Below are 24,239 nucleotides of genomic sequence, written 5' to 3' on the forward strand. Positions count from 1 at the left end.
GCGCGCCGGAGCGGGCCTACCGTTAAGTTGTCCGGGTGCGGGAGACGGCGAGGGGTTGGACGGCGGTCTGGTTGGTCGTACTGGCCCTGATCCAGACAGCCGCGTTCGGGCTGGTGTGGCGCTTCGCCGTACACACCGAACTGGGCCAGTGGCTGGACACGGTGGCGCTCACCGGCAACCGGATCGGCCAGGATCGCATCGACGATCCGGTGGACACACTCCTCAACGCGATGTCGGTGGTGTCGCTGCTGGCCGCGACCGCGGTGATCGGCTTCATCGCGCTGATCCGGGGGCGCAAGGCGCTCGCCGTCACCGCGACGCTGCTGATCGCCGGGGCCAACGTGACCACGCAGCTGCTCAAGCACTACCTGCTCCGTCCCGACTTCGGCATCGACCCGGAACGGGCCGCCGCCGGCAACAGCCTGCCCAGCGGGCACACCACGGTGGCCGCCTCGGTGGCGGTCGCGCTGATCCTGGTGCTGCCGCGCAAGCTGCGGGTCGCCGGGGCGTTCCTCGGCGCCGGGTACGCCGCCGCCGCGGGCGTCGCCACGCTCTCCGCCGGCTGGCACCGGCCCAGCGACGCGGTCGCCGCGTACCTGGTGGTCGGCGCGTGGGCCGCTGTCGCCGGGCTGGTGCTGCTGTTCTTCCAGCGGGAGCAGGCGGTGGTGGAGCCGGGCGACGCGCACCGGGTGGCCGGCGCCGTGCTCGGCGGCGCCGGCGTGGTGGCCCTGCTGGCCTCCGCGGTGGCGCTGTCCTGGCTCGTCGACCGTTCCACAGTCCCCGTCCAGGCGCTCGGCCGCCGTCCGCTGTTCATCGGGTACGCGGGCAGCGCGGCCGGCATCGCCGGCACGATCGCGGTGGTGGCCGCGCTGGTGCTGGTCGTGGTGCACCGGCTGGTGCCCCGCTGGAAGGGCTGACCACCGGTGCAGACCGTACGGGCGGCGTTCCGGGCCGAGTGCGAACGCCTGGAACGGGTGCTGCGCGAGCTGGACGATGCGGCGCTGGACCGGCCCACCCCGTGTCCGCCCTGGCGGGTACGCGACCTGATCGCGCACGTGAGCACCGGAGCCGGGCGCCTGGCCGGGATGCTCGCCGAACCCGCGCCGCCCCGGGCCGAGGTCGACGCCGCCGCCTACTTCGGCGCGGCCAAGTTCAGCCCGCCGGTCGACCGGGACCGCGTCGACTCGGCACGCCGGGCCGCCCGGGAGCACCCGGGCGCGGCCGAGGTGGCGGGGGAGTTCGGCCGGGCCTGGCGCGCCACCGACGAGGCGGTCGCCGCCGCGTCGCCCGGCCGGGTGGTACGCACCCGGCACGGTGACGCGATGGCGCTGCCGGAGTTCCTGCGTACCCGCGTGGTGGAGGTCGCGGTGCACGGCTTGGACCTGGCCGACGCGCTGGACCGGCCGCCGTGGCTGACCCCGCCCGCGGCGGCCGTGGTGGTCGGCGTGCTCACCGGCGGCGCGCCGGTGCCGCAGGGCCTGCGCTGGGACGCGCTCACCGTGCTGCGCAAGGCCACCGGGCGGCTGCCGCTGACCGGCGACGAGCACGCCGAACTGGCCCGCGCCGGTATCAGCCGGCTCGCGTTCGGCGGCTGATCTCCGCTCAGCGCCCGGCACACCGCCGCAGGTGCTCCAGCACGATCGGGTCGATCCGGCCGGGCACGAAGCGTTCCTCCAGGTTCTCCAGGCCGGTCCAGGCCGCCAGCGCGTCGTCCAGGCCGGCCGGGCCGACCGGGTGACCGGTGGCGGCGAGCAGGTCCGCCACCTCGGCCGCGAGCGGACCGGTGAGATCCCGCAGCGTGGCCGGGTCGGGGCGGCCGAACAGCATGTGGTGGATGCCGAGCAGGCGGCGCAGCTCGGCGACCGGGTCGTCGTGGTCGTCCACGCGCAGGTCCACCAGCTCGTCGCCGGTGCCGGCGTAGCCGCCGTGGCGCTGCACCACGAGTATCGCGGCGCTCTGCCGGCCGCGCCGGTCACCGCCGGCCGCGTCACCGGCGGTGAGTGCCGCCAGCATGCGCTGCGGGAACGGCAGGTCGTTGCGGGCCAGCCAGGCGTCGCGCAGCGCGTCGATCACCTGCGGGCCGGTCAGGATGTTGCCCTGTGCGGCCCAGCCGTCGCCGGCCTGCCCGCCCGCCCAGGGGTGGCAGCGCGGCCCGGTCCAGGTGGCCCCGTCGCCGGTCGCCCCCACCACGGCGAGCTGCCTGTCGTCGCGGCCGGGGTCGGCGGCGACCAGCCCGGCCACCGCGTCGCCGGCGGTGACGCCGGTACGCAGCAGCGCGAGAGCCTGCGCCCGGTAGGCGAGGTTGGCGTGCGCCTGGGTGGCGACCGCGCCCACCAGTGCCTCGGCGGCCGGCACCAGCGCCCCGGCGGCGAGGAAGCGGCTGGCCACCGCCACGCCGTACAGGTGCCCGTCGGCGGAGCGGGCGACGAGCGAGAAGGTCACGCGCGGATCGTAGCCCGGTAGCGGTGTGCCGCACGGGCGTCGCCGCTCAGAACGGTGTCGCCGCCTCCTCCGGCGGGCGGCCCCAGGCGCGGCGCGCGTCGGCCACCGCCACCGCCGTGAGGACCACCGCGGCGAGGATCGCCGCGACGAGCGGCGCGAGGCGCACCAGCAGCGGTGCGGGCAGCAGCAGCGCGGCGATCCCCACCAGCCGGGACGGGGAGACGCGGCCGAACACCTCGTACTCGAAGCGGGCCCGCCCGGCCAGGAACACGGCCGGCCCGCCGAGGATCACGGCCAGCCAGGGCAGTTCGTTGTGCCCGGCCGGGTGCTCGATGACCAGCTCGTAGCCGATCGCGGTGGCGACCACCCCGATCACCATGACCAGGTGGGTGTCGGCGGCGGACCGGCCGACCGTGGCCGGGTGCGCGGCCCGGGTCACCGCCTCGCCCAGGATCTGCCCGGCCCGCTGCACGTAGATCCGCCACAGCAGCACCGAGGTCGCGAGCGCGACGGCGAACGCGGCGACCATGCCCGGGCTGGTGGGGGAGCGGGTGAAGGCCAGACCGGCGAGCAGGATCGTCTCACCGAGCGCGACCAGGAAGATCTGCTGGTAGCGCTCGGCCAAGTGCTCGCCGTGGATGTCCCACCGGGACACCGTCGAGCGGCCCAGGCCGGGCATCGGCCAGCCGAACCGGGCGGCGAGGTACTCCAGCAGCAGTGCCGTGGTCCACAGCACCACCCGGGCGCTGCCCGGCAGCAGCGCGCCGGCCAGCCAGAGCACACCCGTGGCGCAGAACGTGATCAGCATGCGCAGCTTGAGCCGGCGGTACTGCTGCCTGTGCAGCACCAGCACGAGGATCGCCGGCCGGCTGACCTGGGCCACCACGTACGCGGCGGCGAACATCAGGCCGCTGTGGCTGAACGCGCGCGGGATCGCCACCCCCATCACCATCGCCGAGATCAACGCGGTGATCACGATGACCTGCAACCACAGGTGGTGCGGGTCGTAGCGGCTGGTGGTCCACGCCGTGCCCTGCCAGACGGCCCAGAGCGCGAGCAGCAACAGCAGTGTCTTGCCGCCGCCGGTCACCGCCGTCCAGCCGGTCTGCCCGCCCTCCAGCACCAGGTCCTCGAAGGCGCGCGCCGAGATCCGGGTCAGCGCGAACACGTACACCAGGTCGAAGAAGAGCTCCAGGAACGTGGCCCGGTCGGGCCCGCCGCCGGACGAGCGCAGCGCGGCCGGCTCGGCGGTCCTCACCGCCGGGCCCCGACCCCGGTCCGACTCATGCGGCAGTCGTAACACTCTTTCCCGGCGCCTCGGTGCGGATCACCCATATCCGCCTGGATCTTGCTCCGGGCGATGCCGGACGGGCACCATCGACGGGTGACGAACCGATGGGGCATGACCGTGCCACTGGGCGGTATTCCGCTCGCCGACCACGCCGCGGTCTACGCGGCCCTGGACGACGCCGGGTTCACCGACGTCTGGTCGTCGGAGGTGGCCGGCGCCGACGCGTTCACCCCGCTGGCCCTGGCCGCCGCCTGGTCGCCGCGGCTGCGGCTGGGCACCGCGATCACGCCGGTGTTCACCAGAGGGCCGGGACTGCTCGCGATGAGCGCGGCCGCGCTGGCCGAGGCCGCGCCGGGCCGCTTCGCGCTCGGCGTCGGCTCCTCGTCGCCGGTGCTGGTACGCGACTGGAACGCGATTCCGTTCGACGAGCCGTTCAAGCGGACCCGGGACGTGCTGCGTTTCCTGCGGGCCGCGCTGCGCGGCGAGACCGTCGACGGCGCGTTCGACACGTTCGCGGTCCGGCGGTTCACGCTGGAGCGCCCGCCCAGCGTGCCGCCGCCTGTCCTGCTGGCTGCGCTGCGCCCCGGCATGCTGCGCCTGGCCGCCGCCGAGGCCGACGGGGTGATCCTCAACTGGCTGGCCGCCGACGACGTGCCGACCGCCCTCGCCGAGGTGGGCGAACGCCGGCCCGGCTTCGACGTCGCCGCCCGCATCTTCGTCTGCCCCACCGAGGACACCACCTACGCCCGCGCACTGGGCCGCCGCATGATCACCGGCTACCTGACCGTGCCCGCGTACGCCGCCTTCCACAGGTGGCTGGGCCGCGAGGACTCACTCGGCCCGATGTGGGAGGCGTGGGCCGCGGGGGACCGGCGGGGTGCCTCCGCCGCCGTACCGGACGAGGTGGTCGACGCGCTGGTGCTGCACGGCTCGCCCGAGCAGTGCGCGGCATCCGTCCGCCGGTACGCCGACAACGGCGTCGACGTGCCGGTGGTCGCGGTGCTGCCCACCCCCGAGATCACCGAGGGCGGCACGGCGGCCTGGATGGAGCTGCTGCCCCGGCTCGCCCCCGGAAAGGTGGCCTGAGATGAACCTGACCGACCGGGTGGTGGTGATCACCGGTGGGGCCGGCGGGATCGGCGCGGCGCTGGGCCGCCGGTTCGCCGCCGAGGGCGCCGCCGCTGTCGTCCTGGCCGACCTGGCCGCCGACGCGGCCCGCGCGGCCGCCGCCGCGATCGGCCCGGTGGCGAGCGGCGTCGGGCTCGACGTCACCGACGAGGCGGCGGTACGCGCGCTCGTCGAGGAGACCGAGCGCCGCCACGGCCGGATCGACCTGTTCTGCGCCAACGCCGGCGTGGCCACCGGCGGCGGCATCGACGCCCCCGACGCCGACTGGGAGCGGGCCTGGCAGGTGAACGTGCTCGGGCACCTGCACAGCGCCCGCGCCGTGCTGCCCGGGATGCTCGGCCGGGGCCAGGGACACCTGCTGCTCACCTGCTCGGCCGCCGGACTGCTGACCGCCGTCGGCGACGCCCCGTACACCGCCACCAAGCACGCCGCCGCCGGTCTCGCCGAGTGGCTGGCGATCACCTACCGGGACGCCGGCATCCGGGTCAGCGCGCTGTGCCCGCAGGGCGTGGACACCCCGATGCTCGCCGACGGTCTCGCCGAGGGGCACCTGGGCGCCCGGGTGATCGCCGCGTCCGGGACGATCCTCACCCCGGACCAGGTCGCCGACGCGGTGATCGCCGGGCTGGCCGAGGAGCGGTTCCTGATCCTGCCGCACCCGGAGGTCGCCGACTACGCCCGCCGCCGCGCCGAGGACCCGGACGGCTGGCAGGCCGGACTGCGCAAGCTCGTCCGGAAGCTGCGCGCCGCCGGCCGCTGAGCCCGGCCGTCGCGGCGGTTCCGCCCCGGGCGTGGCCCGCAGCACCGCGGCAGCGGGCCGCGCGGCCAGGCCCGGCAGGTCCGGCAGGTCCGGCAGGTCCGGTCAGCGGCGCCACCGCAGCGGCCCCGGGTGGACCGTCCACAACAACCGGCCCCACCGGGAGCGGGCCGAGCGCAGCGCGTCGGCGAAGCCGGCGCTCAGCCGTGCGGCCCGCTCCGCCTGTTCCGGCGTGACACTGCCCGGCGCGAAGCCCGCCTGGTTGAGCAGGGCGGCCAGCTCGTCGACCGCCGCCTCGTCCGGGCCGTAGGCCGCCGCGCCGTCCCCGGCCCGGTCCGTGAGCCCGGTTGCGCCGTCCCCGGGCCGGTCCGTGGGCCCGGCCGCGCCCTCCCCGGACCGCGCCGCGCGGGCCTCGGCGAGCGTCCGGCGGGCCCGCTCGGCCACCTCGGCCGCCGCCAGGTCCGGCCCGGCCGGGTGCCCGGCCAGCCGCAGCGCGTCGGTCAGCTCCCGCCACGCACCGGCGACCCGCTCGCCCGGGTCACCGGTGTCCAACCGGGAGCGGGTCAGCCGGCGGCGCATCGCCACGAGCACCGCCAGCACCGCCCCGACCACCAGCAGCAGGCCACCGACGCCGCCGCCGACCAGCACCGGCGTGCCGAGCCCGCCCTCGGCCCGGCCGGGCGCGGGCGCGGCGGCCGGGGGAGTGGCGCTCGGCTCCTCGGTGGGCGCCGGCACCTCCGACGGCGGCGGATCCTCCGGCTGCGGCCGGAAGTCCTCCTCCACCGGGCGGGGCTCGGAGTCCGGACGCGGCATCGGGTCGAACGGCACCCAGCCGACGCCGTCGAACAGCACCTCCGGCCAGGCGTACGCGTCGGCGGCCCGCACCGGACCGTCACCCTTGGGCTCGAACCCGACCACCACCCGGGTCGGCAGGCCGGCGAGGCGGCCGAGCACCGCGAACGCGGCGGCGAACTGCTCCGAGGTGCCCCGCTGCCCGCCGCCGTTCCGCGGTCCGAACAGGAAGAACGCCAGATTCGGGTACGCGTGGCCGCTGGGCGCGTCAGCGGTCACCCGGTAGTGCTCGGCCAGGAACGCGGCGATCGCGTCGGCACGCGCGTACGGGGCGCCGTTGGACTCGGCGAGCTGCGTGGCGAGCCGTCGCACCGGCTCCGGCGCGCCGTCGGCCACCCGCAGCACCCGGGCCACCCCGTCACCGGCGGGCACGTTCGCCGTGGGCAGCAGGTTCGCGTCCGGGCGCTCCCGCACCGACGACACCTCGTACCGCAGCCCCGGCGCGAGCCCTTCCGGCCGGATCAGCGTCCCGGTCGCCGGGTCGTACGCCACCCGCGCGCCGGTCACCTCGCGCGGCGTGGGCACCGCCGGCAGCAGCCGCCCGGTCAGGTCTCCGACGGTGATCTCCTGGCGCACCTCGTCGGTGGCCGCGTTCGGGACCGGCTCGGCGGCGGGCAGGATCCGCCCCGCGTTGCGGTACGTGGCGCCGACCCGCCAGGTCACCCCGTCGTAGTCGCTGAGCACCGCCAGCCGGATCCGCGGCGACCCGTCCCCGGCCGCGCCCCCGCTCGTGCGCACGTCGAGCAGCCGCTGGTCCGGGTTCAACGCCCACCCGGAGATCCGGATCAGCGGGTTCTCGTCCAGCGACTCCACCCGGGGCGGCTCCACGTAGCGGCGCGGGTCGACCGGCCGCTCGTCGACCTGGGCGGCCACCACCGGGGCGAGCAGCGCCGCCAGCGCCACCACCACCGCCAGCCCGGCCGCGCTCGCCGCCACCAGCCGCAGCCGTACCGCCGCGCGTACCGCAGGACTGAGGCCGGCGACCGGATCGGGCGCCGGGCCGTCGCGGCGCCCAGAAGCCGCCAGGCCGGCCGCCGCGACGGCCGCGAACAGCACCGTCGGGCCGATCGCCGGATCCGCGTTCGGCCCCACCACGTAGAGCGCGCCCGCGTAGAGCAGCGCCGGCGGCAGGTAGCCCAGCAGCACCCGCCCGGCCCGCAGCGCCACCTCGGCGGCGGTCAGCCCGGCCAGCCAGGCGGCCACCACCGGGACCAGTACCGTGTCCGGGGCCGGCTCGACCGGGATCATCGCGGTGAGCAGCCGGGGGATCGCGTTGCGGGCGGCGTCGGCGGCCACCTCGCCGAGCCCGCCGGGCAGCGCCGCGTGCGCGGCGGCCAGCCGCAGCGACAGCAGCGTCCACCCGGCCAGCGCGGCCACCGACAGCGGCGCGACCAGCCAGGACGGCAGCCGCCGGGTGGCCACGCTGACCAGCACCGAGCCGAGCGCCGCGCCGGCCATGAGCCGGGTCAGCAGCGGGTCCGCGTACACCCGGCCCAGCACCACGCCGGAGAGCGAGACCAGCACGACCAGCGCGGCCGGGACCGGCGCGGCCCGCAACGCCCGGACCGCGCCTTCCGCCGCCGCTTCGGTCCGCGGCGGCGTCACCACCGGCGGACCCCGTCCCACTCGGCGGCGAACGCCGCGCCGTCGGCCGCATCCAGCACCGTGAGGCCCGCCGCGCCCGCCGGCGTCGGCCCGTCCGCGCCGAACATCCCCACCACCACCGACGGGTACGCGCCACGCAGCGCGCCCACGTGCCCCAGGTCGTCACGGCCACCCGGCCCGGTCAGGAACACCAGGGTGTCGCCGAGCCGGTCCCGGCGCAGCCGCCCGGTCGCGGCGGGCAGCACCTCCGCCCCGGCGTCCGCCAGCTCCACAGCGGCCAGCCGGTCCAGCGGCCCGGCCGCGCCCGCGGGCTCCACCTCGGCCGGTACGACGAGCAGCAGGTGCACCGGCAGGTCCTCCCGCACCGCGGCGGCCACCACCGACGCCGCCGCCTCACACGCCGACTCGAACGACTCCGCGACACCACCGGCCCGGCCCGGATGCGCCGAGGCGCGGTTGTCCAGCACCACCACCAGGCGCGGCAGGCTGGTGTCCACGTTTTCCCGCACCATCAGCTCACCCACCCGGGCGCTGGTGCGCCAGTGCACGCGGCGCAACTCGTCGCCCACCACGTACTCCCGCAACGAGTCGAACGTGATCGACCCGTGCGGCACGCTGTCGGTACGCCCGTCCAGGCTGCGCCCGGCGCCGGTGGGCACCGCGGAGAGCGGGTGGATGCGCGGGTGCACCCACACCGGCACCGTGCCGCCGTAGCCGCGCGCCAGCGCCACCAGCCCCAGCGGATCCCGGCGCACCACCCGCAGCGGCCCCACCGGTACCACCCCACGGCGGTGCGTCGGCACCTCGTAGCGCACGACAGTGTCCCGGCCCGGACGCAACCGCAGCAGCGGCACCGGCGCCAGCGCGCCGGCGCAGCGGTCCTCGGCCACCAGGTTCGCCGCCCGCAACCGGCCGGTGTTGCGCACCGTCAGCTCCATCGCCGCCGGCTCACCCCGGGCCACCCGGTCCGGGTCGGCCCGCCGGTCCACGCTCAGCCGGGGCCGCCAGGCCGCGTTCACCACGGCGTAGCCGACCGCCACGGCGGCCGCCGCGCCGAGCACTGTCAGCTCCGGGTACGCGTACCGGAACCCCACGCCCAGCAGCACCAGGGCGGCGACGAGCAACCCGACACCACGGGCGGTGATCCCCACGCTCAGCCGTGCACCGTTGTGGCCTGGCCGGACGGCAGCGGCACCGGCACCGACGCGACCGCCTGGCGCAGCACCTCGGCGGGCGTCACACCACGCACCTGCGCATCGGGGGTGAGCAGCAGCCGGTGCGCGAACACCGGCTCCACGAGTGCCTTCAGGTCCTCCGGCATGATCCAGCCCCGGCCGTCGATCAGCGCGTACGCGCACGCCGCCCGGGTCAGCGCGATCACCCCGCGCGGGCTCACCCCGACCCGCACCTGCGGATGGGTACGCGTCGCAGCGGCCAGCCGCACCGCGTACGCGTAGAGCGGCTCGGCGATGTGCACCCGCTGGGCCATCTTCACCATCTCGCCCACCGTGGCGGTGTCGGTGACCGCGCTGAGCGAGTCGGGGGAGCGGACCGTGGCGCCGCGCAGCACCTCCACCTCGACCGCCTCGTCCGGGTAGCCGACGGAGAGCTTCACCAGGAACCGGTCGAGCTGGGCCTCGGGCAGCCGGTAGGTGCCGTCCATCTCCACCGGGTTCTGCGTGGCCACCACCAGGAACGGCTGCGGCACCGGGTGCCGTACGCCGTCCACAGTGACAGTTCGCTCCTCCATCACCTCCAGCAGCGCCGACTGCGTCTTCGGCGACGCCCGGTTGATCTCGTCGGCGATCACGATGTTGGCGAACACCGGCCCCGGGTGGAACTCGAATCCCCGGGTGGCCTGGTTGAAGATGGTCACCCCCGACACGTCGGAGGGGAGCAGGTCGGGGGTGAACTGGATCCGCCGCCACTGCCCCTTCACGGTGGCCGCGACGGCCCGCGCCAGCGTCGTCTTGCCGACGCCCGGCACGTCCTCCAGCAGCACGTGCCCCTGCGCGAACAGCGCGGTCAATGCGAGCCGCACCACCTGCGGCTTACCGAGCACGACCGCGTTGACGTTGTCGGCCAGCCGGGCGGCCAGGGCGGCGAAGCCCTGCACCTCCGGCTGGCTCAGCGGTTCGTGCGTGTTCACGGGTGTGCCTCTCGGACGGTGCGGTCAGCAGGCCGGCAGGACGTCGAGGTCGTCGCCGCCCTCCAGGTTGAGCCAGGCCCACGGGATGTACGTCCTGCCCTGGTACTCCACCTGGATCCACCAGGTGCTCTGCTTGTTGTTGTTGTAGATCCAGGCGTCCACGTCCTCGCCCTTGACCTTGCAGTACGTGCGCAGCCGCCGGCCGTCCGGCACCCAGCCCGCCTGACGGTCGTTGTCCTGCCGCGGGACCTCGAAGATCTCGTTGCCGTTGCGGCCGGCCACGTCCTTGTCGCAGTACGTCCGCTGGTCGCCGTCCGGCCCGTTCTTGCACGTGGCGATGCCGTACACCGGGTCGGTGGTCTGCGCGCGGGAGGCGGTGCCCTTGCCTGCGGCGTTCGACGCGGTCAGCGTCACCGTGTACGCGGTGCCCGGCGTCAGCCCGGTCACCCGCAGGCTGGAACAACTGCCGCTCGCCGTCTTCCCGCCGGTCGCCGCCGTGCAGGTGGCGCGCCCGCCGCCCGCGTCCACGGTGAACGTGACGGTCACCGACGTGGCGTCCGCCGACGAGCCGGTCACGGTGATCCGGGGCTCGGCCACCGTCCGCGCGGTGGTGCTCGCCTCCGGTCCCGACCCGGCCTCGTTGACCGCCTTGACCTTCACCGTCACGTTCTGGCCGTTGCCCAGCCCGCCCACGGTGGCCTGCACGTCGGTGACCTCGACGGACTTCCCGGCGGCCTCCACGACGTACTTCGTCACCGGGCGGCCGTTGTCCACCGCCGGGGACCACTGCACCGCGATCGTGCCCGGCTGGTCGGCGACAGTGGACGCGCGCAGCGCGGTCGGCGCCTTCGGCGTGGTGAACGGCACCACCGTGTTGCTCACCGGCGACGCCTTCGACCCGGCGCCCTTGTCGCTCACCGCGGTCACCGTGAACGCGTACTGGGTGCCGTACTCCAGTTGCCCGGCCGGCACCACCAGCTCCGTCTTCGCCGACTCTCCGGCCGGGGCGCTCGCGCCGGCCGAGGTCGCCGTCACCGCGTACTTCGCGATCTTGTTGCCCTGGCCGTCGGCCTCGGGCCAGCTCACCCGCACCGTGCCGTCCGGCCGGGCCTCGGCGGTCACCGACGCCGGCGGGTCCGGCACCTCGGCGGTCGGCACCACCGGGTTGCTGCGCCGCGCGGGCCCCTCACCCTTGGCGTTCACCGCGTGCACCGAGAACGTGTACGTCTCACCGTTGGTCAGACCGGTGATCTCCAGGGCACGCTGGTTCGCGCCGACCTGGTGGGTCTGACCGGCGCCCTCCACCACGTACCGGGTGATCTCGGCGCCGTTGGACGCGGCGGCCTGCCAGCTCACCCGCGCCGACGCGTCACCAGCGGCGGCCGTCACCGACTTCGGCGCACCCGGCTTGGACACCTTGGGCTTCTTCGGCGGGGGCGGCGGCGGGGCCACCGGCGGCGGGTCGCCGCCGAGCACGTCGTTGGCGTACTTGTCGACCTCACGGACCTGGTTGCGGTCGTCGACCACCTGCGCGGTGGACGAGTCCGGCGGGTTGATGAACAGGTGGTTCTCGCGCACCTCCAGCTCGACCGGACCGGGGCGGCCGGAGCCCTTCACGGTCTGCACGAGCTGACCCTCGGCGTCGAAGGCGTACACCGTGCCGGTGTTCTCGTCGGCGCAGTAGAACCGGCCCGCCCACGACACCGCCGGGCTCAGCCGGGCGCCGGTGCCGGGCACCGTGAACCGCTTCACCTCGCGGCTGTCCCGCACCACGTGCACCGAACGGTCACCGGAGACCGTGACCGGCACCTGCGGCCCGCTGGTCCGCGTCGGTAGGCTCCCCGGCGCGGTCATGCTCAACTCCGCCCGCTGCGTCTGCCCGCCGACCACCGTCACCAGCGACGCCGAGGTCCGGTCCAGCACCGCGACGCCCTCGTCCAGCGTGGACACCACCAGCTCGTGCGCCGGCTCGGCCACGTCGTACGTCTCGACCCGCTTCGGGCTGAGCCCGGCGGGCGGCGCGTCACCGGGCGTCTCCGGCAGCTCGGCCGCGGTCACCGCCGAGACGGTGCCCTCACTCGGCACCGCGATCCACAGCTTGCCCGCGCCGTCGAACGTGCCGCCGGTGATGCCCGGCGGGTAGCGGACCGGCTCGCCCACCGGTGTCAGCGCCCGTGGGTCGAGCTGCCGGACGATGCCCTGCACCGCGTCCACCACGAACGCCGCGTCCTCGTGCAGCGCCACGCTCACCCCGAGCCCCGGCGCGGTCGGCGTGGTGGCCGTGATCTGCAACGTCGCCAGGTCCAGCGAGCTGACCCGGCCGGTGTTGAGGTCTCGCAGGATCAGCAGCCGGTCGGTCTGGGCCACCTGCATCTGGTGCCGCCGCCCGCCCGGCACCTCCATCCGGGTGTCCACCCGCGCGGTGACGCCGTTGACCCGGGCCAGTTCGCTGCGGGTGGTGCTCCACAACCAGGAGGAGGCGTCGAAGCTCGCCACCGCGTTGTCGGCCGCGCCCAGCCCGAGCACCGTCAAGCCCATCGCGGCCAGTAGCGCGGCCACCGTGCCGATGGTCACCAGTCCGCCGCGCATCCGCGACCGTGGGCGGGCCGGCTCCGGCCCGGTGCCCGTGACGTCCTCGATGGTGGTCACTGCCGGCTGCCTCCCCGTGTCGGTGCGGGAGAACCACCGAGCACGGCGGACCCTCCCCAGAGCCGGGAGCCATCATAGGTGCCGTCCGGAGCCGGTGAAACCCGCACCGTCCCCCTGTGGACACCGAGCGTGTCGTCCTCAGTTCGGCGTGCCGCCGCCCTCCCGGTCGGTGCAGACCTGGCCCGAGGTGGCGTACGAGTCGGTCGAGTAGACCGCCAGCACCGTGAAGCAGTAGTCCAGCTTCGCGCTCAACCCGTTCACCGTGTACCGGGTCTGCCCGGCGTCCACAGTCGCCATCACCCCGAGCTTCTGCCCGGCCCGGCCACCCGCCACCACGAACGGCACCCCACCGTTCGTCGGATCGGTCCAGGTCACCGTCACGGTCGTGGTGTCGTCGCGCAGCTTCAGGTCACCCGGCGGTGGCCCGGCCACCTTCGGCGACGCGGAGCCGGACGCGGGCGCGGGAGCCGGAGGCGGCGCCGCCTCCCGGTTCAGCAACACCGCGCCGACACCGACCACCGCCACCACCGCGAGCACCGCACCGCCGACCACCAGAGCCAGCACCGTCCGGTTCCGGCCGGACCGCTCCGGCTCCATCGGGTACGCGGCCTGCTGCTCGACCGGCTGCTGGTGGAACATCGGCGGGGTCGCCGGCCAGGCGCTCTGCTCCGGCTCGGCCGGCGGCTCCGGTCGCGTGGACTCGGGGAAGTCCAGCAGGTCCTCGTAGATCGTCATCGGCCGGTTCGGCTCCGGCGCGTCCCGATCCGGTTCGCCGGCCGTGTCGGCGGGCGCCGGTTCGTCCTCCTCCGGCTCCGGGTCGGTGGGCCGGTCGACCGGCTGGGACGGGGCGACGCTGCTCCACGGCGGCGCGACCATGCCCCAGGGCGGTACGGAGGAGCCGCTCACGGGTGCCGCGCTGACCGGCGCCGCGGGTGGTCCGCTCACTGGCGGCGGATAGGTGCCGGGGGGAGCGCTCACCGGTGGGTGTCCGGGGGGCGGCGCGCTGACCGGTGGCGGATAGGTGGATCCGGGCGGCGCGCTGACCGGCGGTGGGTAGCCGGGTGACCCGCTGCTCGGCGGGCCCGGAGGTCCGCTGACGGGTGGCGCGGGTGGTGCGCCGGTCAGCGACGGGTAGCCGGGTGCGGGCGGTCCGCTGACCGGCGGTGGGTAACCCGGTCCGGGCGTTCCGCTGACGGACGGGGGGTAGCCGATGGCCGGTGCAGCGCTGACCGGTGCGGCAGGCGGTCCGCTGACCGGCGGCGGGTAGCCGCTCACCGGAGCGCCGCTGACCGGCTGTCCGGGCGGCCCGCTGACCGGGTTCGTGGGGGGCGCGCTGGCGGGTGTTGCGCTTGTCGGTGCTGGGGCGACGGGCGCAGCGCTGGTGGGCGGCGCGCTGATGTGCGGTGCGGTGGGCAGCGGTGCCCCACCTGCCGGAGGCGTTCCGGCGTCGGACGCGTCGAGAGTGCCCGACGCGCCTGCCGAGGGAGTGCTCGGCTGCACGCTCGCGGCGGCGTCGCTTTCACTCGTTCCCGGGCTCACCGGCGGACCGCTGACCGGAGACGTGTTCACCGGTGGTGCGGTTGCTGCGGGCTTCGCCGAAGCGTCGCGGGCTGCCTTTGCGGCGTTACGCGCCGCCTCCTCTTCCAGCAGCGGGCCGATCTGCTGCACCCGGATCGTCGGCTTGTCCCAGCCCGGCCCACCGGGGACAGGCGGTGTCGTACCCCGGCCCGAAGTGCCGGTGCCGGCCGTCCGCTCCGCGGCAGGCTGTGCGGGAGGGGTGGCCTCGGCCGTCGGAGTCGCCCGCGGGGCGGGCGCCGGTCGGGGCGGAACAGGTGCAGAGGGCGGCGTCGGCGCGGTGGCAGCGGCCGGCGCCGATTCGGCCACGGGCGCCGGTGGCGCCGCCGAGGCCGGAGGGGCGACCGGTGGCGGAGCGGGCGGGGACGACACCGGCGGTACGACGGGCACGGCCGGCGGTGGAGGCAGGTCGCCGACTGCCGGCGCCGGCGCCGGCACGCGCGGCGCCGGCGGCAGGACGGTCGGAGGCGGCGGTACCAGTCCCGCCGAGGGCGTCCGCGACGGTGGCGGGGTGATCCCGGCAGGCGGTGCCTCGGTAACCGGCGGTGCGGGCGGCGGCGGGATGACCGGCGGGGGTGGAAGTGGGGACGTGCCGGCGGTTCCCGGCATCGGCAGCGAGGGCGTGCCGATGGTTTCGGGCATCTGTGAGGTTGGCTGCGGGGGCGTGCCGGCGGTTCTGGGCATCTGTGATTGCGGTTGCGGCGTACCGGCCGTGCCCGGCTGCGGGCGCGACAGCGGCGTGCCGGCCGTGCCGGGCATCTGCGAAGGCGGTAGCGGGGTGCCGGCGGCGCCGGGCGTCGGCGGGGGCGGTACCGCAGGCGTAGGGGCGCCCGGCGCCGGTACCGGACGGGCGGGGGCGGACGGCGCCGACACGGGCGCGATGTGCGGGACGGTAGGCGAGGACGTCGGGCCGGGAACGGGAGGCGCTGTCGGCTGTCCGGGCACCGACGTCCCCGCCGCCGGAATCCTCGTCGTCCCGGCGGTCGGTGCCGTCGTCGGTGCCCCGGCCGTCGGTGCTGTGGTCGGCGTTCCGGGTGCCGTCGCGGGTGTTCCCGGTGTCGGACCGGGCGTCGACGTGCCGGCGGTGGCCGGGTGCGAAGGCGTGCCGGGGGTGCGTGGCGGCACCGGCGTCACACCGGGAGCGGCGGCCGGTCGGCCGTACGTCGCCGGGGGTGCCTGGGGGACACGCTGAGCCGGAGGAACCGGGATGACGCCCTGAGCCGGGGGCACCGGGCGGACACCGGGCACCTGCGGGGCTGCCCCGGCAGCCGGCGGCCTCGCCGGGGCGGTGGGCTCGACGGGCACTACTGGGAACCGGGTCGTCGCCTCATCCGTGATGGGCGCGAACCGCGTCGTCGCCTCCTCGGTGATGGGCGCGAACCGGGTCGTCGCCTCCGAGACAGGCGGCGAGGGCGGCCCCCACGGAGTCGCGGGTCCGTTCGGCCCGGCCGCGGCAGGCTGCTGCGGCGGGGCGGGTGCCACCAGAGGCGGCGGAGCGACCCGCGGGTTCGGCGCGGACTGAGCCGGCTGCACGGCGTGGGGCGCCTGCGGTGCCGGGCCCGGGCGGGGAGCCCACTGCGAACCGGGTACCGGCGGACTCCCGGCGGGCACACCCGGGGCGACGGGCCGAGGCGGTGCGGGCGGATGCGGTGGAGGGACCGCCCGCAGCGAGACGGTGGGCTCGGACCGCCCGTGCCCGGGGTACGCGGAGGAGGCGGGACCGGGTTGGCCGGGCCGGGCCGGGCCGGGGCTCCCCGGTAGTGCCGGATCGGGGCTTCCGGGCGGGCCCGGGTTCGGATGCCGGGGCAGGGACTGATCGGGGTGCCCGGGGCGGCCCGGATTCGGGTAGCCGGGCGAGGGCGGAGCGGGGCGCGGGCCGGCAGCGGCGGCGAAGCCGCCGGGGGAGGGGCCATAGCCCGCGGGAGCGGCGGCGGAGCCGCCGAGGTACTGGCGGGCTGCGCGTACCGCGGGGTGGTCCGGACCGAGCACGGCGGCCCCGGCGGTCGCTACGCGGCTGTAGTTGCGGCGGGCCTCGTGCCGGTTGCCGAGTTCCTCGGACACCCCGGCCAGGTCGAAGCTGAGCGCGAGCATCAGCGGGTCGGCCTCGCCGCGGCGGCGCTCGCCGGCCGCGTAGGCCTCCTCGAGTACGCGGCGGGCGGCGGCCGGGTCGTCGGCCTCGCGATGCAGCCGGGCCAGCAGGTGCCCGGTGGCCAGGACGTCCTGGTGATCCTCGCCGTACGCCGGGCGGGCCGCGATGATCGCGTCGGCGAGCAGGCGGCGGGCGCTTGTCAGGTCACCCGCGGCGCGCAGTGCGAGGGCCTGGTGTTGAGTGGCGATCAACGGGGAGGGGTGGGACACGGGAGCAATGCTGCCCGGAATCGCCTGTTGCGCGCTACCCACCCGATCTATGTGGCCGTTGACCTGCGCAAACGTGCCGCGCTGGAGCTGATGTGCATGATCGTTCTGGGCCGTGTACAGTAATGCCCCGTGCGGCCCGCCGGGCCGACCGATGCGGTGAGTAGCTCACATTGGTCGACCGGGTAGGCTGGTACGTGCAGGTCCGGGTGGCGGAATGGCAGACGCGCTAGCTTGAGGTGCTAGTGCCCGTATAGGGCGTGGGGGTTCAAGTCCCCCCTCGGACACGAACGATAACCCCACGGTGTGCGCTGAGATCGACTTCAGCGCGCACCGTTTGCGTTTTTCCGGCTGGTAGTTCAGCCGGAGTCCGAGTCGTAGGTAGACCTCGGCTTTGTCGGCCGGGTCGGCGTTACGGAGCACGGTGGTGATGTTGCCGAGCGCGGTGACCAGGGGTGCTCGCGAACCAGGTCCCGGACCAGTTCCGCGGTCATCTCGATCCCGACACCGGCCATGCCGACCGACGGAAGTGCGCCACCGCCGCAGCCATAACCCGATGGTGGACCCGCCTGGTGCGAACGACTCGGACCCGGTAGTCAGGCACCCGCCGGTGTGCAGGTCGTGCCGGCTCGTCAGGGCGCTGGTTGGCCAAGACAGAGCCGGTCGGCGACGTCCCGTGCCCAGAATCGGTATCCGTGGGTCGACGGGTGGAAGCGGTCGATGCTGAAGAAGTCGGGTGGCGGCGTCCCGGCGGGTTGGTCGATGAACGACGTTCGGGGGTGGTCCCAGCAGACCTCCCGGGTGACCGCGTCCAGTGCGGCGGCGCGCTCACCGAGATAGCGCGCGAGGGTGGCCGGAATGGCCGGGAACAGGGTGAACGGCGGAAGTCCCACTACCGCCACCCGGTGTGCGCGGCGGGTGAGCCCGGCGAGGATACCGGTCAGGTCCTCGCGCCAGAGGTCCGGTCCGCGGCCGGCCAGCACGTCGTTCGCGCCGGCGAGCAGCACGACCAGATCGAGGTTGTCGTCGAGGCGCGGCACGAGCTGGAATCGGATCCGGCGGGAGGCGGCGCCGAACTGGCCGACGGCCTGCCAGTCGACCGGCCGACGGGTACGGGCGGCCAGTTCCTGTGCGAGGCTGGCCGCGAAGGCCTCCTCGCCGTCGGTCACGCCGCAGCCGGCGGCGGTCGAGTCGCCCAGTACGGCCAGGCGCAGCGGCTCCGCCCCGGGACCGGGGACGGTGCCGCTGACACCGCCACCCGGTGCCGACGCGAGCCGCAGGGTCGAGCGCAGCCAGACACCCTGGAGCACGACGACCGGCAGCCAGACCGGGTTCATGCCATCACTCCGGCGCCGTTGCGGGCCAGGGGCAGGGTGGTGCGCAGGTAGGCGACGATCGCATCGGCCACCTTGGCCGGGTAAGCGGGCCGCTCCCGCTCGTAGAGCGCGGCCACGTGACCGAAGACGTTCATGACGACCTCCTGGGCGGCAGCGTCCCCGTGTACGCTGCCGTATATGGAAGGTTAGCTGGCCACGTACGGTGACGTATACGGCGGAGTGAGGTGGGTCACATGAAGTTCGAAACGCGGACCCCGCGAGACCGATGGATCGAGGCCGGCCTCGAGGCGCTCGCATCCGGCGGTCCGGATGCGGTACGGGTCGAGGCGCTGGCCAAGCGGCTCGGCGTATCCAAGGGCGGCTTCTACGGCTTCTTCGCGGACCGTGATGCGCTGCTGACGGCCATGGTGGACACATGGGAGCGGGAGAGCACCGACGAGGTCATCAACCGTGTCGAGAAGGAAGGCGGCAGCCCGAAGACCCGAATCGCCCGAGCCGGCGTCCAGACCTTCTCCAGTGACCGGCTGCTGCCGATCGACCTGGCGATCCGTGACTGGGCCCGGCGCGACCCGGTGATCGCCGATCGTCTCCGCAGGGTCGACAACCGGCGGCTGGGCCTCCTGCGGGAGATGATCGGCACCTTCTGCGACGACCCGGACGAGGTGGAAGCCCGCAGCGTCCTCGCGTTCTGCCTCCTGATCGGCGAGCACTTCCTGGCCGCCGACCACGGCGATCGGTCCCGGGCGCAGGTGCTCCGTCGCGCGGGCGACCTCATCCTGAACCGACACCCGGGCCAAACGCCGGCGTGACCGGCGAGCCCGGCCGCCGCACGGGCCAGGGTGGCGTCCGCTCATGCCGCGATTCAGCGGTTCGCCGGGGCGTGCTCAGTCGAGCCAGCAAACACCGCGTCGCCGTCCCGTGCGGCCGCGACGAGCAAGCGGTACGTCGCTGAGATCGTCACGGACATCGCGCGTGACGCCGTGTAACGCGACGAACTCGTCCATACCCTCGCCGGGGCCGGCCCGCCCACCGGCCCTACCGTGACGGCCGGGCGCGATCAGGTTGCCTCGGCGGTACCGGGAATCGCGGGGACTTCCAGCAGCGCCGCGTTGATCGCCATCACCTCCGCAGCGAGTTCGGGCACCGTCACGACCTCTATGCCGACGCCACTGAGCATCGCGATGCCCACACACTTCACAAACGTCGGAGGTTCCGGGAGCGCCAGCACAACGCGGCCGATCCCGGCCGCAATGATCAGGTCGCAGCAGGTGGCCGGGGCCGAGCGCCGAGAGGTGCACGGCTCCATTGAGGAATACATGGTGACGCCCGACAGATCCCCGGCGCTTGTGCCGAGCCGCATCAGGGCGGACTGTTCCGCATGGACGACCGGGCCCTGATCGCGAGAATGTCCCCGGGAGATCTCGCGGCCATCTGCTGAGACGATGACCGCTCCGACGGCGTAGGCCGTCTTGCTGGGCACACAGAGCCGGGAGGTCTCGACGGCCTCCCGGAGCCATCGCCGGTCGACGTCCGAAACCACACTTCTCCCGTTCCTTGGAAACATCAGACTGATGTGCGTCGTACCGCACGGCACGGTCCACTTCTGTGCGCCAGGGGCAGACAGCGGCAGCAACCCGGCGGCGATGAACGCGCCCGCCCCGGCCAGCCATCCTCGGCCGCCGGGCTCGCGGTGATCAGGCGCGCCCGATCACGGTCGCCCTTCGCGTCCGAGGTTGTGCGTCGCCAGATAGAGAGGTTGTACGTCGCCCGATAGGCCGGACGACGATCGACCGGCGTGCGCAAGCGCGAGGCCCGTGCCACCGGCCGAGACCAGCAATCCGGCGACTGTCATCACGACGACGTCCAGAAGGCAGTACGCGAGCGCGGGCCACCTGCCCCGATGCGGTCCACACCGATACCGTGCTGTTGTGCGACTGGCCCGTGACCGCCGACAGGGTCCGTTGGCGAGCCTGCAGCTCGGCGGCCGGGCAGGAGCAGCGCTTCGGCTCCCACCGCCCGAAACCCGGCAGCTTGAAACGCCCGCACACTGCGGGCGTTCCCGGCGGCCTGCTGGGACCAGACCGGCTGCCGATCAGGCACCAGATGCCGTGCGGCCAGCGCCAGCGACCGCCCCAGCCCTTGATGACGAAGCCCTTCATCGACCTCTATGGAAGCCTCCCAGCGGCCCGCCACACCTTGGCCCAGGACGATCACCCCGCCGTCAGCCGCCCAGACGCGAATGCTGTCACGACGGTGGCGCGCTCTGCCCGCTCGGGGGTGATCGGCTTCCAACAGCTCGGTCAGTCGCAGGGGAGGCGCGCCGGCGAGCGGACTCGCGACAGTCAACAGATCAATCGTGTCCATGGATCGCCCTGTCCGGCCGAGCAGCGCGCTCAAAAAGCCCGGATTCATGGTGGCGGCCAGGGCATCGCAGTCCAGGGCCGCCAGGACGCCACGTACCCAGAGCGGATCCTCGTCCGTGAATACCACCGAGTGTGCGGTGAACGCGATCACTCCGGCATCGCGATGGTTCGGCTGTGGCACTACGGTGGTTCCGCCGTCCGGTGCGGGAAAGTGCCCGTGCGCGGCAGCATTCAGGATGTCGGCCAATGCACTACTCATGATCAAGCTCTTTCCTGCCCGAATCGTCCAGGTGGCTTGAAGGTCGATCCTAGGCTCGCCACCCGAACCAAGGCTGTCCGCCCAATGAGTTCTTCGGCACATCTGTGGTCATCAGCGACAGCGCTACCAGTGGACGACCACGACCGCTCAGAGTCGAGAAGATTGCGGGTGATCGTGGCATGACGGCGTCTTGGCTGAATGGGGCGACGACGAGCCAACCGGCTGAACGTGCGCTCGGCTCTATTCAGCTCAGCCGCTCGTTGAGTTCGATCAGATGCCCGTCGGGATCGCGGACAATCAACCCTGCGCGAAGTTTGCCCGAACGACGCTCACGGCACGAACGGCCGCGGTCTCCAAGCGCGCGGGTCCATGGTGTGCGCGGGCGCAGGGAAGCCCCATCGGGAGTCCGGTGCTCTGCGGGGCACGATCGCCGTCGGTGTGGCTATCAATATCGTGACGACGTGAACGGATGGCCAGTCGGCCGCGGCAGCGCATCCTTGACTACGCCTACCTAGCTAGGCTTGCGTGAGCTTCAGAGTTGCGCTGAGCGTCAACGGCGGTGGGGCAATAGATCGTGTCGGCCCTCGGACGCAAAACGATAGCCCCACGGTGTGCGCTGAGAACGACTTCAGCGCGCACCGTTCGCGTTTCAGGCTGGTAGTTCAGCCGGAGTCCAAGTTGCCGGCAGACCTCGGCTTTGTCGGCTGGGTCGACGTCGCGGAGCACGGTGGTGATGTCGCCGAGCGCGGTCACCAGGGCCGTGATCTCTCCTTGGCTCATCCGGCGCGGGGTGGTGCGCGCGATGGTGCGTAGATCGGCCTCGGCGCGGGCGCGTTCGGCTTGGGTCTGCGCGATCCAGCCGGTGACCACCGCCGGGTCGGTGCCGGCGTCGAGGGCGGCGCGGTAGCGCTCCAGCTTGGCGTCGCACTCGGTGATGATCGCTTGGGTCGCGGTGCCCGTCGCGGGCGGATGACTGAAGGGCTGGGCGTCAGCCATCGCCGTGATCGTCTGCGCGATGCGGTGAGGCGCGAAGGCGGAGGCCAGCCAGGTGTCGAGCGGGTCGGTGAGTGCGTCCTCGCGCAGGTACACGTAGCGGGGGTGTGGGACCTGGTTGGCGAGGGCGTACTCCTGCGGGAAGCGGCAGCGGTAGTAGGCGTCGCCGTGGTTGTACTGGCCCTGCATGCGTCGGTGGCAGGCTGCGCAGTAAATGAGGTGGGCCGACCGTGCATGGCCTGGTCCGGCCCGGCGCCGACGGCGTGACAAAGTTCGACAACGCCTACAACGACGGCACCGACCGCGGGAACCTCGCCTACCGCGACCTCGCCGGCCTCGCCGACGGGTTCGCCCAGATCCTCACCGGCTGCCACACCCTCCTGCGCCCCGGTGGCCTCGTCGTCGTGACCGCCCGACCGTGGCGCAAGCACGACGAACTCGTCGACCTGCCATCGGCTGTTATCGGCGCCGGCATCCGGGCCGGTCTCACCCCCGTCGACCGGTGCGTGGCACTGCTCGCCGCCATCCGCGACGGCGGGCTCGTCGGCCGGCCGTCGTTCTTCCCACTCCAGGCCGTCCGCAAGGCCCGAGCCGCCGGCACCCCCATGCACCGACCCGGGTGACCACCAGGCCCTCGGCGGTCAGTCGCTCGTAGGCGACGAGGACCGTGTTCCGGGCGACGTCGAGCCGGCGGGCCACCTCGCGGGTGGGCGGCAGCCGTTCGCCGGGCCGCAGCGGGCCGTCCAGGATCGCGTCCAGCAACTGCCGGTAGATCCTCGACGCACGATCGCCGGAGGTGACCCCACATTGGCCCAATCAGAACGGTCAGAATCGGCGCTTCCTCACACCAATTTCCGGGTCTTGAATGACTGCGGGAAAGGGGACCCTGCGATGACCGTCGTTGACGTGTGGTTCGATCCGAAGTGCCCGTGGGCCTGGAACACCTCCCGGTGGCTGCTGGAGGTCGAGCGGGTCCGGGACGTGGAGGTGCGCTTCCACGTGATGAGTCTGTGGCTGCTCAACCAGGGCCGCGACGGCTTGGAGCCGTGGTACGAACGGTGGCTGTCGAACACTCTGGGCCCGGTCCGGGTGCTGACCGCCGTCGAGCAGAAGCACGGCACACCGGTGCTGCGGGAGCTGTACACCGCGTTCGGCAACCGCATCCACCATGAGAAGACGCCGATCGGGCCCGACCTGTACCGCGACGCGCTGGTCGAGCTGGACCTCGACCCCGCCTCGCCGAGGCCGCCGACCACGACGACGCGCTCCGGTCGAGCCACCACAACGGGCTCGACCCGGTGGGGGAGGACCTTGGCACCCCGGCCATCCACGTGCCCGGGCCGGACGGCACGGTCAACGCGTTCTTCGGCCCAGTGGTTAGCCCGGTGCCGCGCGGCGAGGAGGCCGGCCGGCTGTGGGACGGGGTGCTGCTGGTCTCCGGCACGCCCGGCTTCTTCGAGCTCAAACGCGGACGTACCGGCGGACCGCGGGTCGACTAGCGGGCACACATGGCGCCATCTACCAGTACAACTACAGCCACGACAACGAAGGCGGTTTCATCCTGCCCTGCAACGGCGGCGGGTCGACCACCAGGGACAACATCGTGCGCTACAACATCAGCCAGAACGACCGCGGTGACGTGGTCGACCTCATCTGCGGGAAGATCACCAACACGAAGATCTACAACAACATCTTCTACGTGACCAGCACCGGCTCCAGCTACGTCGATGCCGGCTCGCTGCTGTGGAACTCGAACACCTTCTACGGCCAGCACCCGGCCGGCGAGCCCGCCGACCCGGCCAAGAGCACGGCGGACCCGCTGATGGTCGGTCCGGGCACCGCCACCTCGATCAGCAACGCCGGTGGGTACCGGCTGCGGGCCGGCTCGCCGGCCCTGGCCAGCGGCCAGATCATGACGAACCCGGGCAGCCGGGACTTCTTCGGCGGAGCGGTCACCGCGGGATGCCGTCCCGACCGGGGCGCGCACCAGTTGACCACCACCTGCGCGCCCGGTGGCGGCGTCGTCCCGCGCACCGGCTGGTCGGTGCGGTACGTCGACAGCCAGGAGACGGCGGCCGAGAACGGGGCGGCGACCAACGCGTTCGACGGCAACCTCAGCACGATCTGGCACACGAAGTACACCGGCGGCAGTGACCCGGCGCCGCACGAGATCCAGATCAACATGGGCGCGAGCTACTCCGTTTCGGGCCTGCGTTACCTGCCCCGGCAGGATGGCGGCTCCGGCGCGGCCAACGGACGCATCGGCCAGTACGAGGTGTACGTCAGCACCGACGGCACCAACTGGGGAACGGCCGTGGCCACCGGCACGTTCGCCAACGACGCGAGCCAGAAGGACGTCCGGTTCACCGCGAAGACCGGGCAGTACTTGCGACTGCGTGCCGTGAGTGAGGTCGCCGGCAACCCGTGGACGTCGGCCGCGGAGATCTACGCCCTCAACTGAGGCTCGTCCGTGCGTTCCTGGGG

18 protein-coding genes, 1 tRNA gene and 5 pseudogenes are annotated in these 24,239 nt (G+C 74.0%); 10 read left to right on the forward strand and 14 right to left on the reverse strand.

Annotated features, from left to right (window positions below; genetic code table 11):
- Positions 1-35: 35 nt before the first annotated feature.
- Complete coding sequence (locus tag GA0070562_RS27975; protein ID WP_091427546.1) at positions 36-917, forward strand: phosphatase PAP2 family protein; 882 nt, start codon at positions 36-38, stop codon at positions 915-917.
- A gap of 6 nt (positions 918-923) precedes the next feature.
- Complete coding sequence (locus GA0070562_RS27980; protein ID WP_091427548.1) at positions 924-1,595, forward strand: maleylpyruvate isomerase N-terminal domain-containing protein; 672 nt, start codon at positions 924-926, stop codon at positions 1,593-1,595.
- A 7-nt stretch (positions 1,596-1,602) separates the two neighbouring features.
- On the opposite strand, the gene GA0070562_RS27985 is transcribed toward GA0070562_RS27980, so the two are convergent.
- Together GA0070562_RS27985 and GA0070562_RS27990 are read right to left on the reverse strand one after the other, a co-directional pair.
- Complete coding sequence (locus GA0070562_RS27985) at positions 1,603-2,442, reverse strand: DUF1028 domain-containing protein (RefSeq protein ID WP_091427550.1); 840 nt, start codon at positions 2,440-2,442, stop codon at positions 1,603-1,605.
- 46 nt (positions 2,443-2,488) lie between these two features.
- Positions 2,489-3,700, reverse strand: coding sequence for a low temperature requirement protein A (locus GA0070562_RS27990; protein ID WP_091427552.1), 1,212 nt, complete (start codon positions 3,698-3,700; stop codon positions 2,489-2,491).
- A 144-nt stretch (positions 3,701-3,844) separates the two neighbouring features.
- Here GA0070562_RS27990 and GA0070562_RS27995 point away from each other — a divergent pair, with 144 nt between their 5' ends.
- Positions 3,845-4,819, forward strand: a complete 975-nt coding sequence (locus GA0070562_RS27995; RefSeq protein WP_091427554.1) for an LLM class F420-dependent oxidoreductase — start codon at positions 3,845-3,847, stop codon at positions 4,817-4,819.
- Position 4,820: 1 nt separating this feature from the next.
- Positions 4,821-5,621, forward strand: a complete 801-nt coding sequence (locus tag GA0070562_RS28000; protein WP_091427556.1) for an SDR family oxidoreductase — start codon at positions 4,821-4,823, stop codon at positions 5,619-5,621.
- Positions 5,622-5,723: 102 nt separating this feature from the next.
- On the opposite strand, the gene GA0070562_RS28005 is transcribed toward GA0070562_RS28000, so the two are convergent.
- The 5 genes from GA0070562_RS28005 to GA0070562_RS28025 form a co-directional block, all read right to left on the reverse strand.
- Entirely contained in the window at positions 5,724-8,078 is a 2,355-nt protein-coding gene (locus GA0070562_RS28005; protein WP_139135506.1) for a transglutaminase TgpA family protein, read from the reverse strand.
- Positions 8,072-9,226 carry a DUF58 domain-containing protein gene (locus tag GA0070562_RS28010; protein ID WP_091427559.1) on the reverse strand — a complete coding sequence of 385 codons (1,155 nt, stop codon included), beginning with the start codon at positions 9,224-9,226 and terminating at the stop codon, positions 8,072-8,074. The genes GA0070562_RS28005 and GA0070562_RS28010 overlap by 7 nt, the downstream gene beginning before the upstream one ends.
- A 2-nt stretch (positions 9,227-9,228) precedes the next feature.
- Complete coding sequence (locus GA0070562_RS28015) at positions 9,229-10,224, reverse strand: AAA family ATPase (RefSeq protein ID WP_091427560.1); 996 nt, start codon at positions 10,222-10,224, stop codon at positions 9,229-9,231.
- A gap of 24 nt (positions 10,225-10,248) precedes the next feature.
- Positions 10,249-12,813: a fibronectin type III domain-containing protein gene (locus tag GA0070562_RS28020; protein ID WP_175438905.1), complete on the reverse strand. Its 2,565-nt coding sequence runs from the start codon at positions 12,811-12,813 to the stop codon at positions 10,249-10,251.
- Positions 12,814-13,011: 198 nt separating this feature from the next.
- Positions 13,012-13,818: a fibronectin type III domain-containing protein gene (locus tag GA0070562_RS28025; RefSeq protein WP_254663880.1), complete on the reverse strand. Its 807-nt coding sequence runs from the start codon at positions 13,816-13,818 to the stop codon at positions 13,012-13,014.
- A gap of 436 nt (positions 13,819-14,254) precedes the next feature.
- Between GA0070562_RS28025 and GA0070562_RS28030 the strand changes: the two genes are divergently transcribed.
- Positions 14,255-15,640 carry a hypothetical protein gene (locus tag GA0070562_RS28030; RefSeq protein ID WP_254663885.1) on the forward strand — a complete coding sequence of 462 codons (1,386 nt, stop codon included), beginning with the start codon at positions 14,255-14,257 and terminating at the stop codon, positions 15,638-15,640.
- Positions 15,641-16,632: 992 nt separating this feature from the next.
- Here the strand turns inward: GA0070562_RS28030 and GA0070562_RS30825 are convergent.
- Positions 16,633-16,848 (reverse strand): annotated as a pseudogene (locus GA0070562_RS30825) (hypothetical protein); the annotation flags it as partial.
- Between the two features lie 158 nt (positions 16,849-17,006).
- Between GA0070562_RS30825 and GA0070562_RS28045 the strand changes: the two are divergent.
- Positions 17,007-17,090: transfer RNA gene (locus tag GA0070562_RS28045), tRNA-Leu, on the forward strand.
- 345 nt (positions 17,091-17,435) lie between these two features.
- Here GA0070562_RS28045 and GA0070562_RS28050 read toward each other — a convergent pair.
- Positions 17,436-18,140 (reverse strand): SGNH/GDSL hydrolase family protein, encoded by a 705-nt coding sequence (locus GA0070562_RS28050; protein WP_091427568.1) that lies wholly within the window; start codon positions 18,138-18,140, stop codon positions 17,436-17,438.
- Positions 18,137-18,274: a hypothetical protein gene (locus GA0070562_RS30420; RefSeq protein WP_175438898.1), complete on the reverse strand. Its 138-nt coding sequence runs from the start codon at positions 18,272-18,274 to the stop codon at positions 18,137-18,139. The genes GA0070562_RS28050 and GA0070562_RS30420 overlap by 4 nt, the downstream gene beginning before the upstream one ends.
- A gap of 99 nt (positions 18,275-18,373) precedes the next feature.
- On the opposite strand from GA0070562_RS30420, the gene GA0070562_RS28055 reads away from it, so the two are divergent.
- Positions 18,374-18,949 (forward strand): TetR/AcrR family transcriptional regulator, encoded by a 576-nt coding sequence (locus GA0070562_RS28055; RefSeq protein WP_175438899.1) that lies wholly within the window; start codon positions 18,374-18,376, stop codon positions 18,947-18,949.
- Between the two features lie 248 nt (positions 18,950-19,197).
- Here GA0070562_RS28055 and GA0070562_RS28060 read toward each other — a convergent pair whose 3' ends face one another.
- From GA0070562_RS28060 to GA0070562_RS28070, 3 genes and pseudogenes are all read right to left on the reverse strand, one after another.
- A complete protein-coding gene (locus GA0070562_RS28060; protein WP_254663881.1) occupies positions 19,198-19,680 on the reverse strand; it encodes a deaminase in 483 nt (160 codons plus the stop codon).
- Positions 19,681-20,132: 452 nt separating this feature from the next.
- Positions 20,133-20,762 (reverse strand): annotated as a pseudogene (locus tag GA0070562_RS28065) (GNAT family N-acetyltransferase); the annotation flags it as partial.
- A 507-nt stretch (positions 20,763-21,269) separates the two neighbouring features.
- Positions 21,270-21,944 carry a hypothetical protein gene (locus tag GA0070562_RS28070; RefSeq protein WP_091427573.1) on the reverse strand — a complete coding sequence of 225 codons (675 nt, stop codon included), beginning with the start codon at positions 21,942-21,944 and terminating at the stop codon, positions 21,270-21,272.
- A 32-nt stretch (positions 21,945-21,976) separates the two neighbouring features.
- Here GA0070562_RS28070 and GA0070562_RS30485 point away from each other — a divergent pair.
- A pseudogene (locus GA0070562_RS30485) lies at positions 21,977-22,366 on the forward strand (site-specific DNA-methyltransferase); the annotation flags it as partial.
- A gap of 58 nt (positions 22,367-22,424) precedes the next feature.
- Here the strand turns inward: GA0070562_RS30485 and GA0070562_RS31015 are convergent.
- Positions 22,425-22,571 (reverse strand): annotated as a pseudogene (locus tag GA0070562_RS31015) (GntR family transcriptional regulator); the annotation flags it as partial.
- A gap of 75 nt (positions 22,572-22,646) precedes the next feature.
- On the opposite strand from GA0070562_RS31015, the pseudogene GA0070562_RS28080 reads away from it, so the two are divergent.
- Positions 22,647-23,254 (forward strand): annotated as a pseudogene (locus GA0070562_RS28080) (mycothiol-dependent nitroreductase Rv2466c family protein).
- Positions 23,255-23,358: 104 nt separating this feature from the next.
- Positions 23,359-24,216: a discoidin domain-containing protein gene (locus GA0070562_RS28085; RefSeq protein ID WP_254663882.1), complete on the forward strand. Its 858-nt coding sequence runs from the start codon at positions 23,359-23,361 to the stop codon at positions 24,214-24,216.
- Positions 24,217-24,239: the final 23 nt, after the last annotated feature.

Source organism: Micromonospora tulbaghiae (assembly GCF_900091605.1).
Classification (GTDB): Bacteria; Actinomycetota; Actinomycetes; order Mycobacteriales; family Micromonosporaceae; genus Micromonospora; species Micromonospora tulbaghiae.

Coding starts and splice junctions, on each gene's coding strand:
- GA0070562_RS27995 (WP_091427554.1), top strand. CDS start 3,845: ATGACCGTGCCACTGGGCGGTATTCCGCTCGCCGACCACGCCGCGGTC.
- GA0070562_RS28000 (WP_091427556.1), top strand. CDS start 4,821: ATGAACCTGACCGACCGGGTGGTGGTGATCACCGGTGGGGCCGGCGGG.
- GA0070562_RS28020 (WP_175438905.1), bottom strand. CDS start 12,813: ATGCGCGGCGGACTGGTGACCATCGGCACGGTGGCCGCGCTACTGGCC.
- GA0070562_RS28050 (WP_091427568.1), bottom strand. CDS start 18,140: ATGAACCCGGTCTGGCTGCCGGTCGTCGTGCTCCAGGGTGTCTGGCTG.
- GA0070562_RS30420 (WP_175438898.1), bottom strand. CDS start 18,274: ATGAACGTCTTCGGTCACGTGGCCGCGCTCTACGAGCGGGAGCGGCCC.
- GA0070562_RS28055 (WP_175438899.1), top strand. CDS start 18,374: ATGAAGTTCGAAACGCGGACCCCGCGAGACCGATGGATCGAGGCCGGC.
- GA0070562_RS28070 (WP_091427573.1), bottom strand. CDS start 21,944: ATGCAGGGCCAGTACAACCACGGCGACGCCTACTACCGCTGCCGCTTC.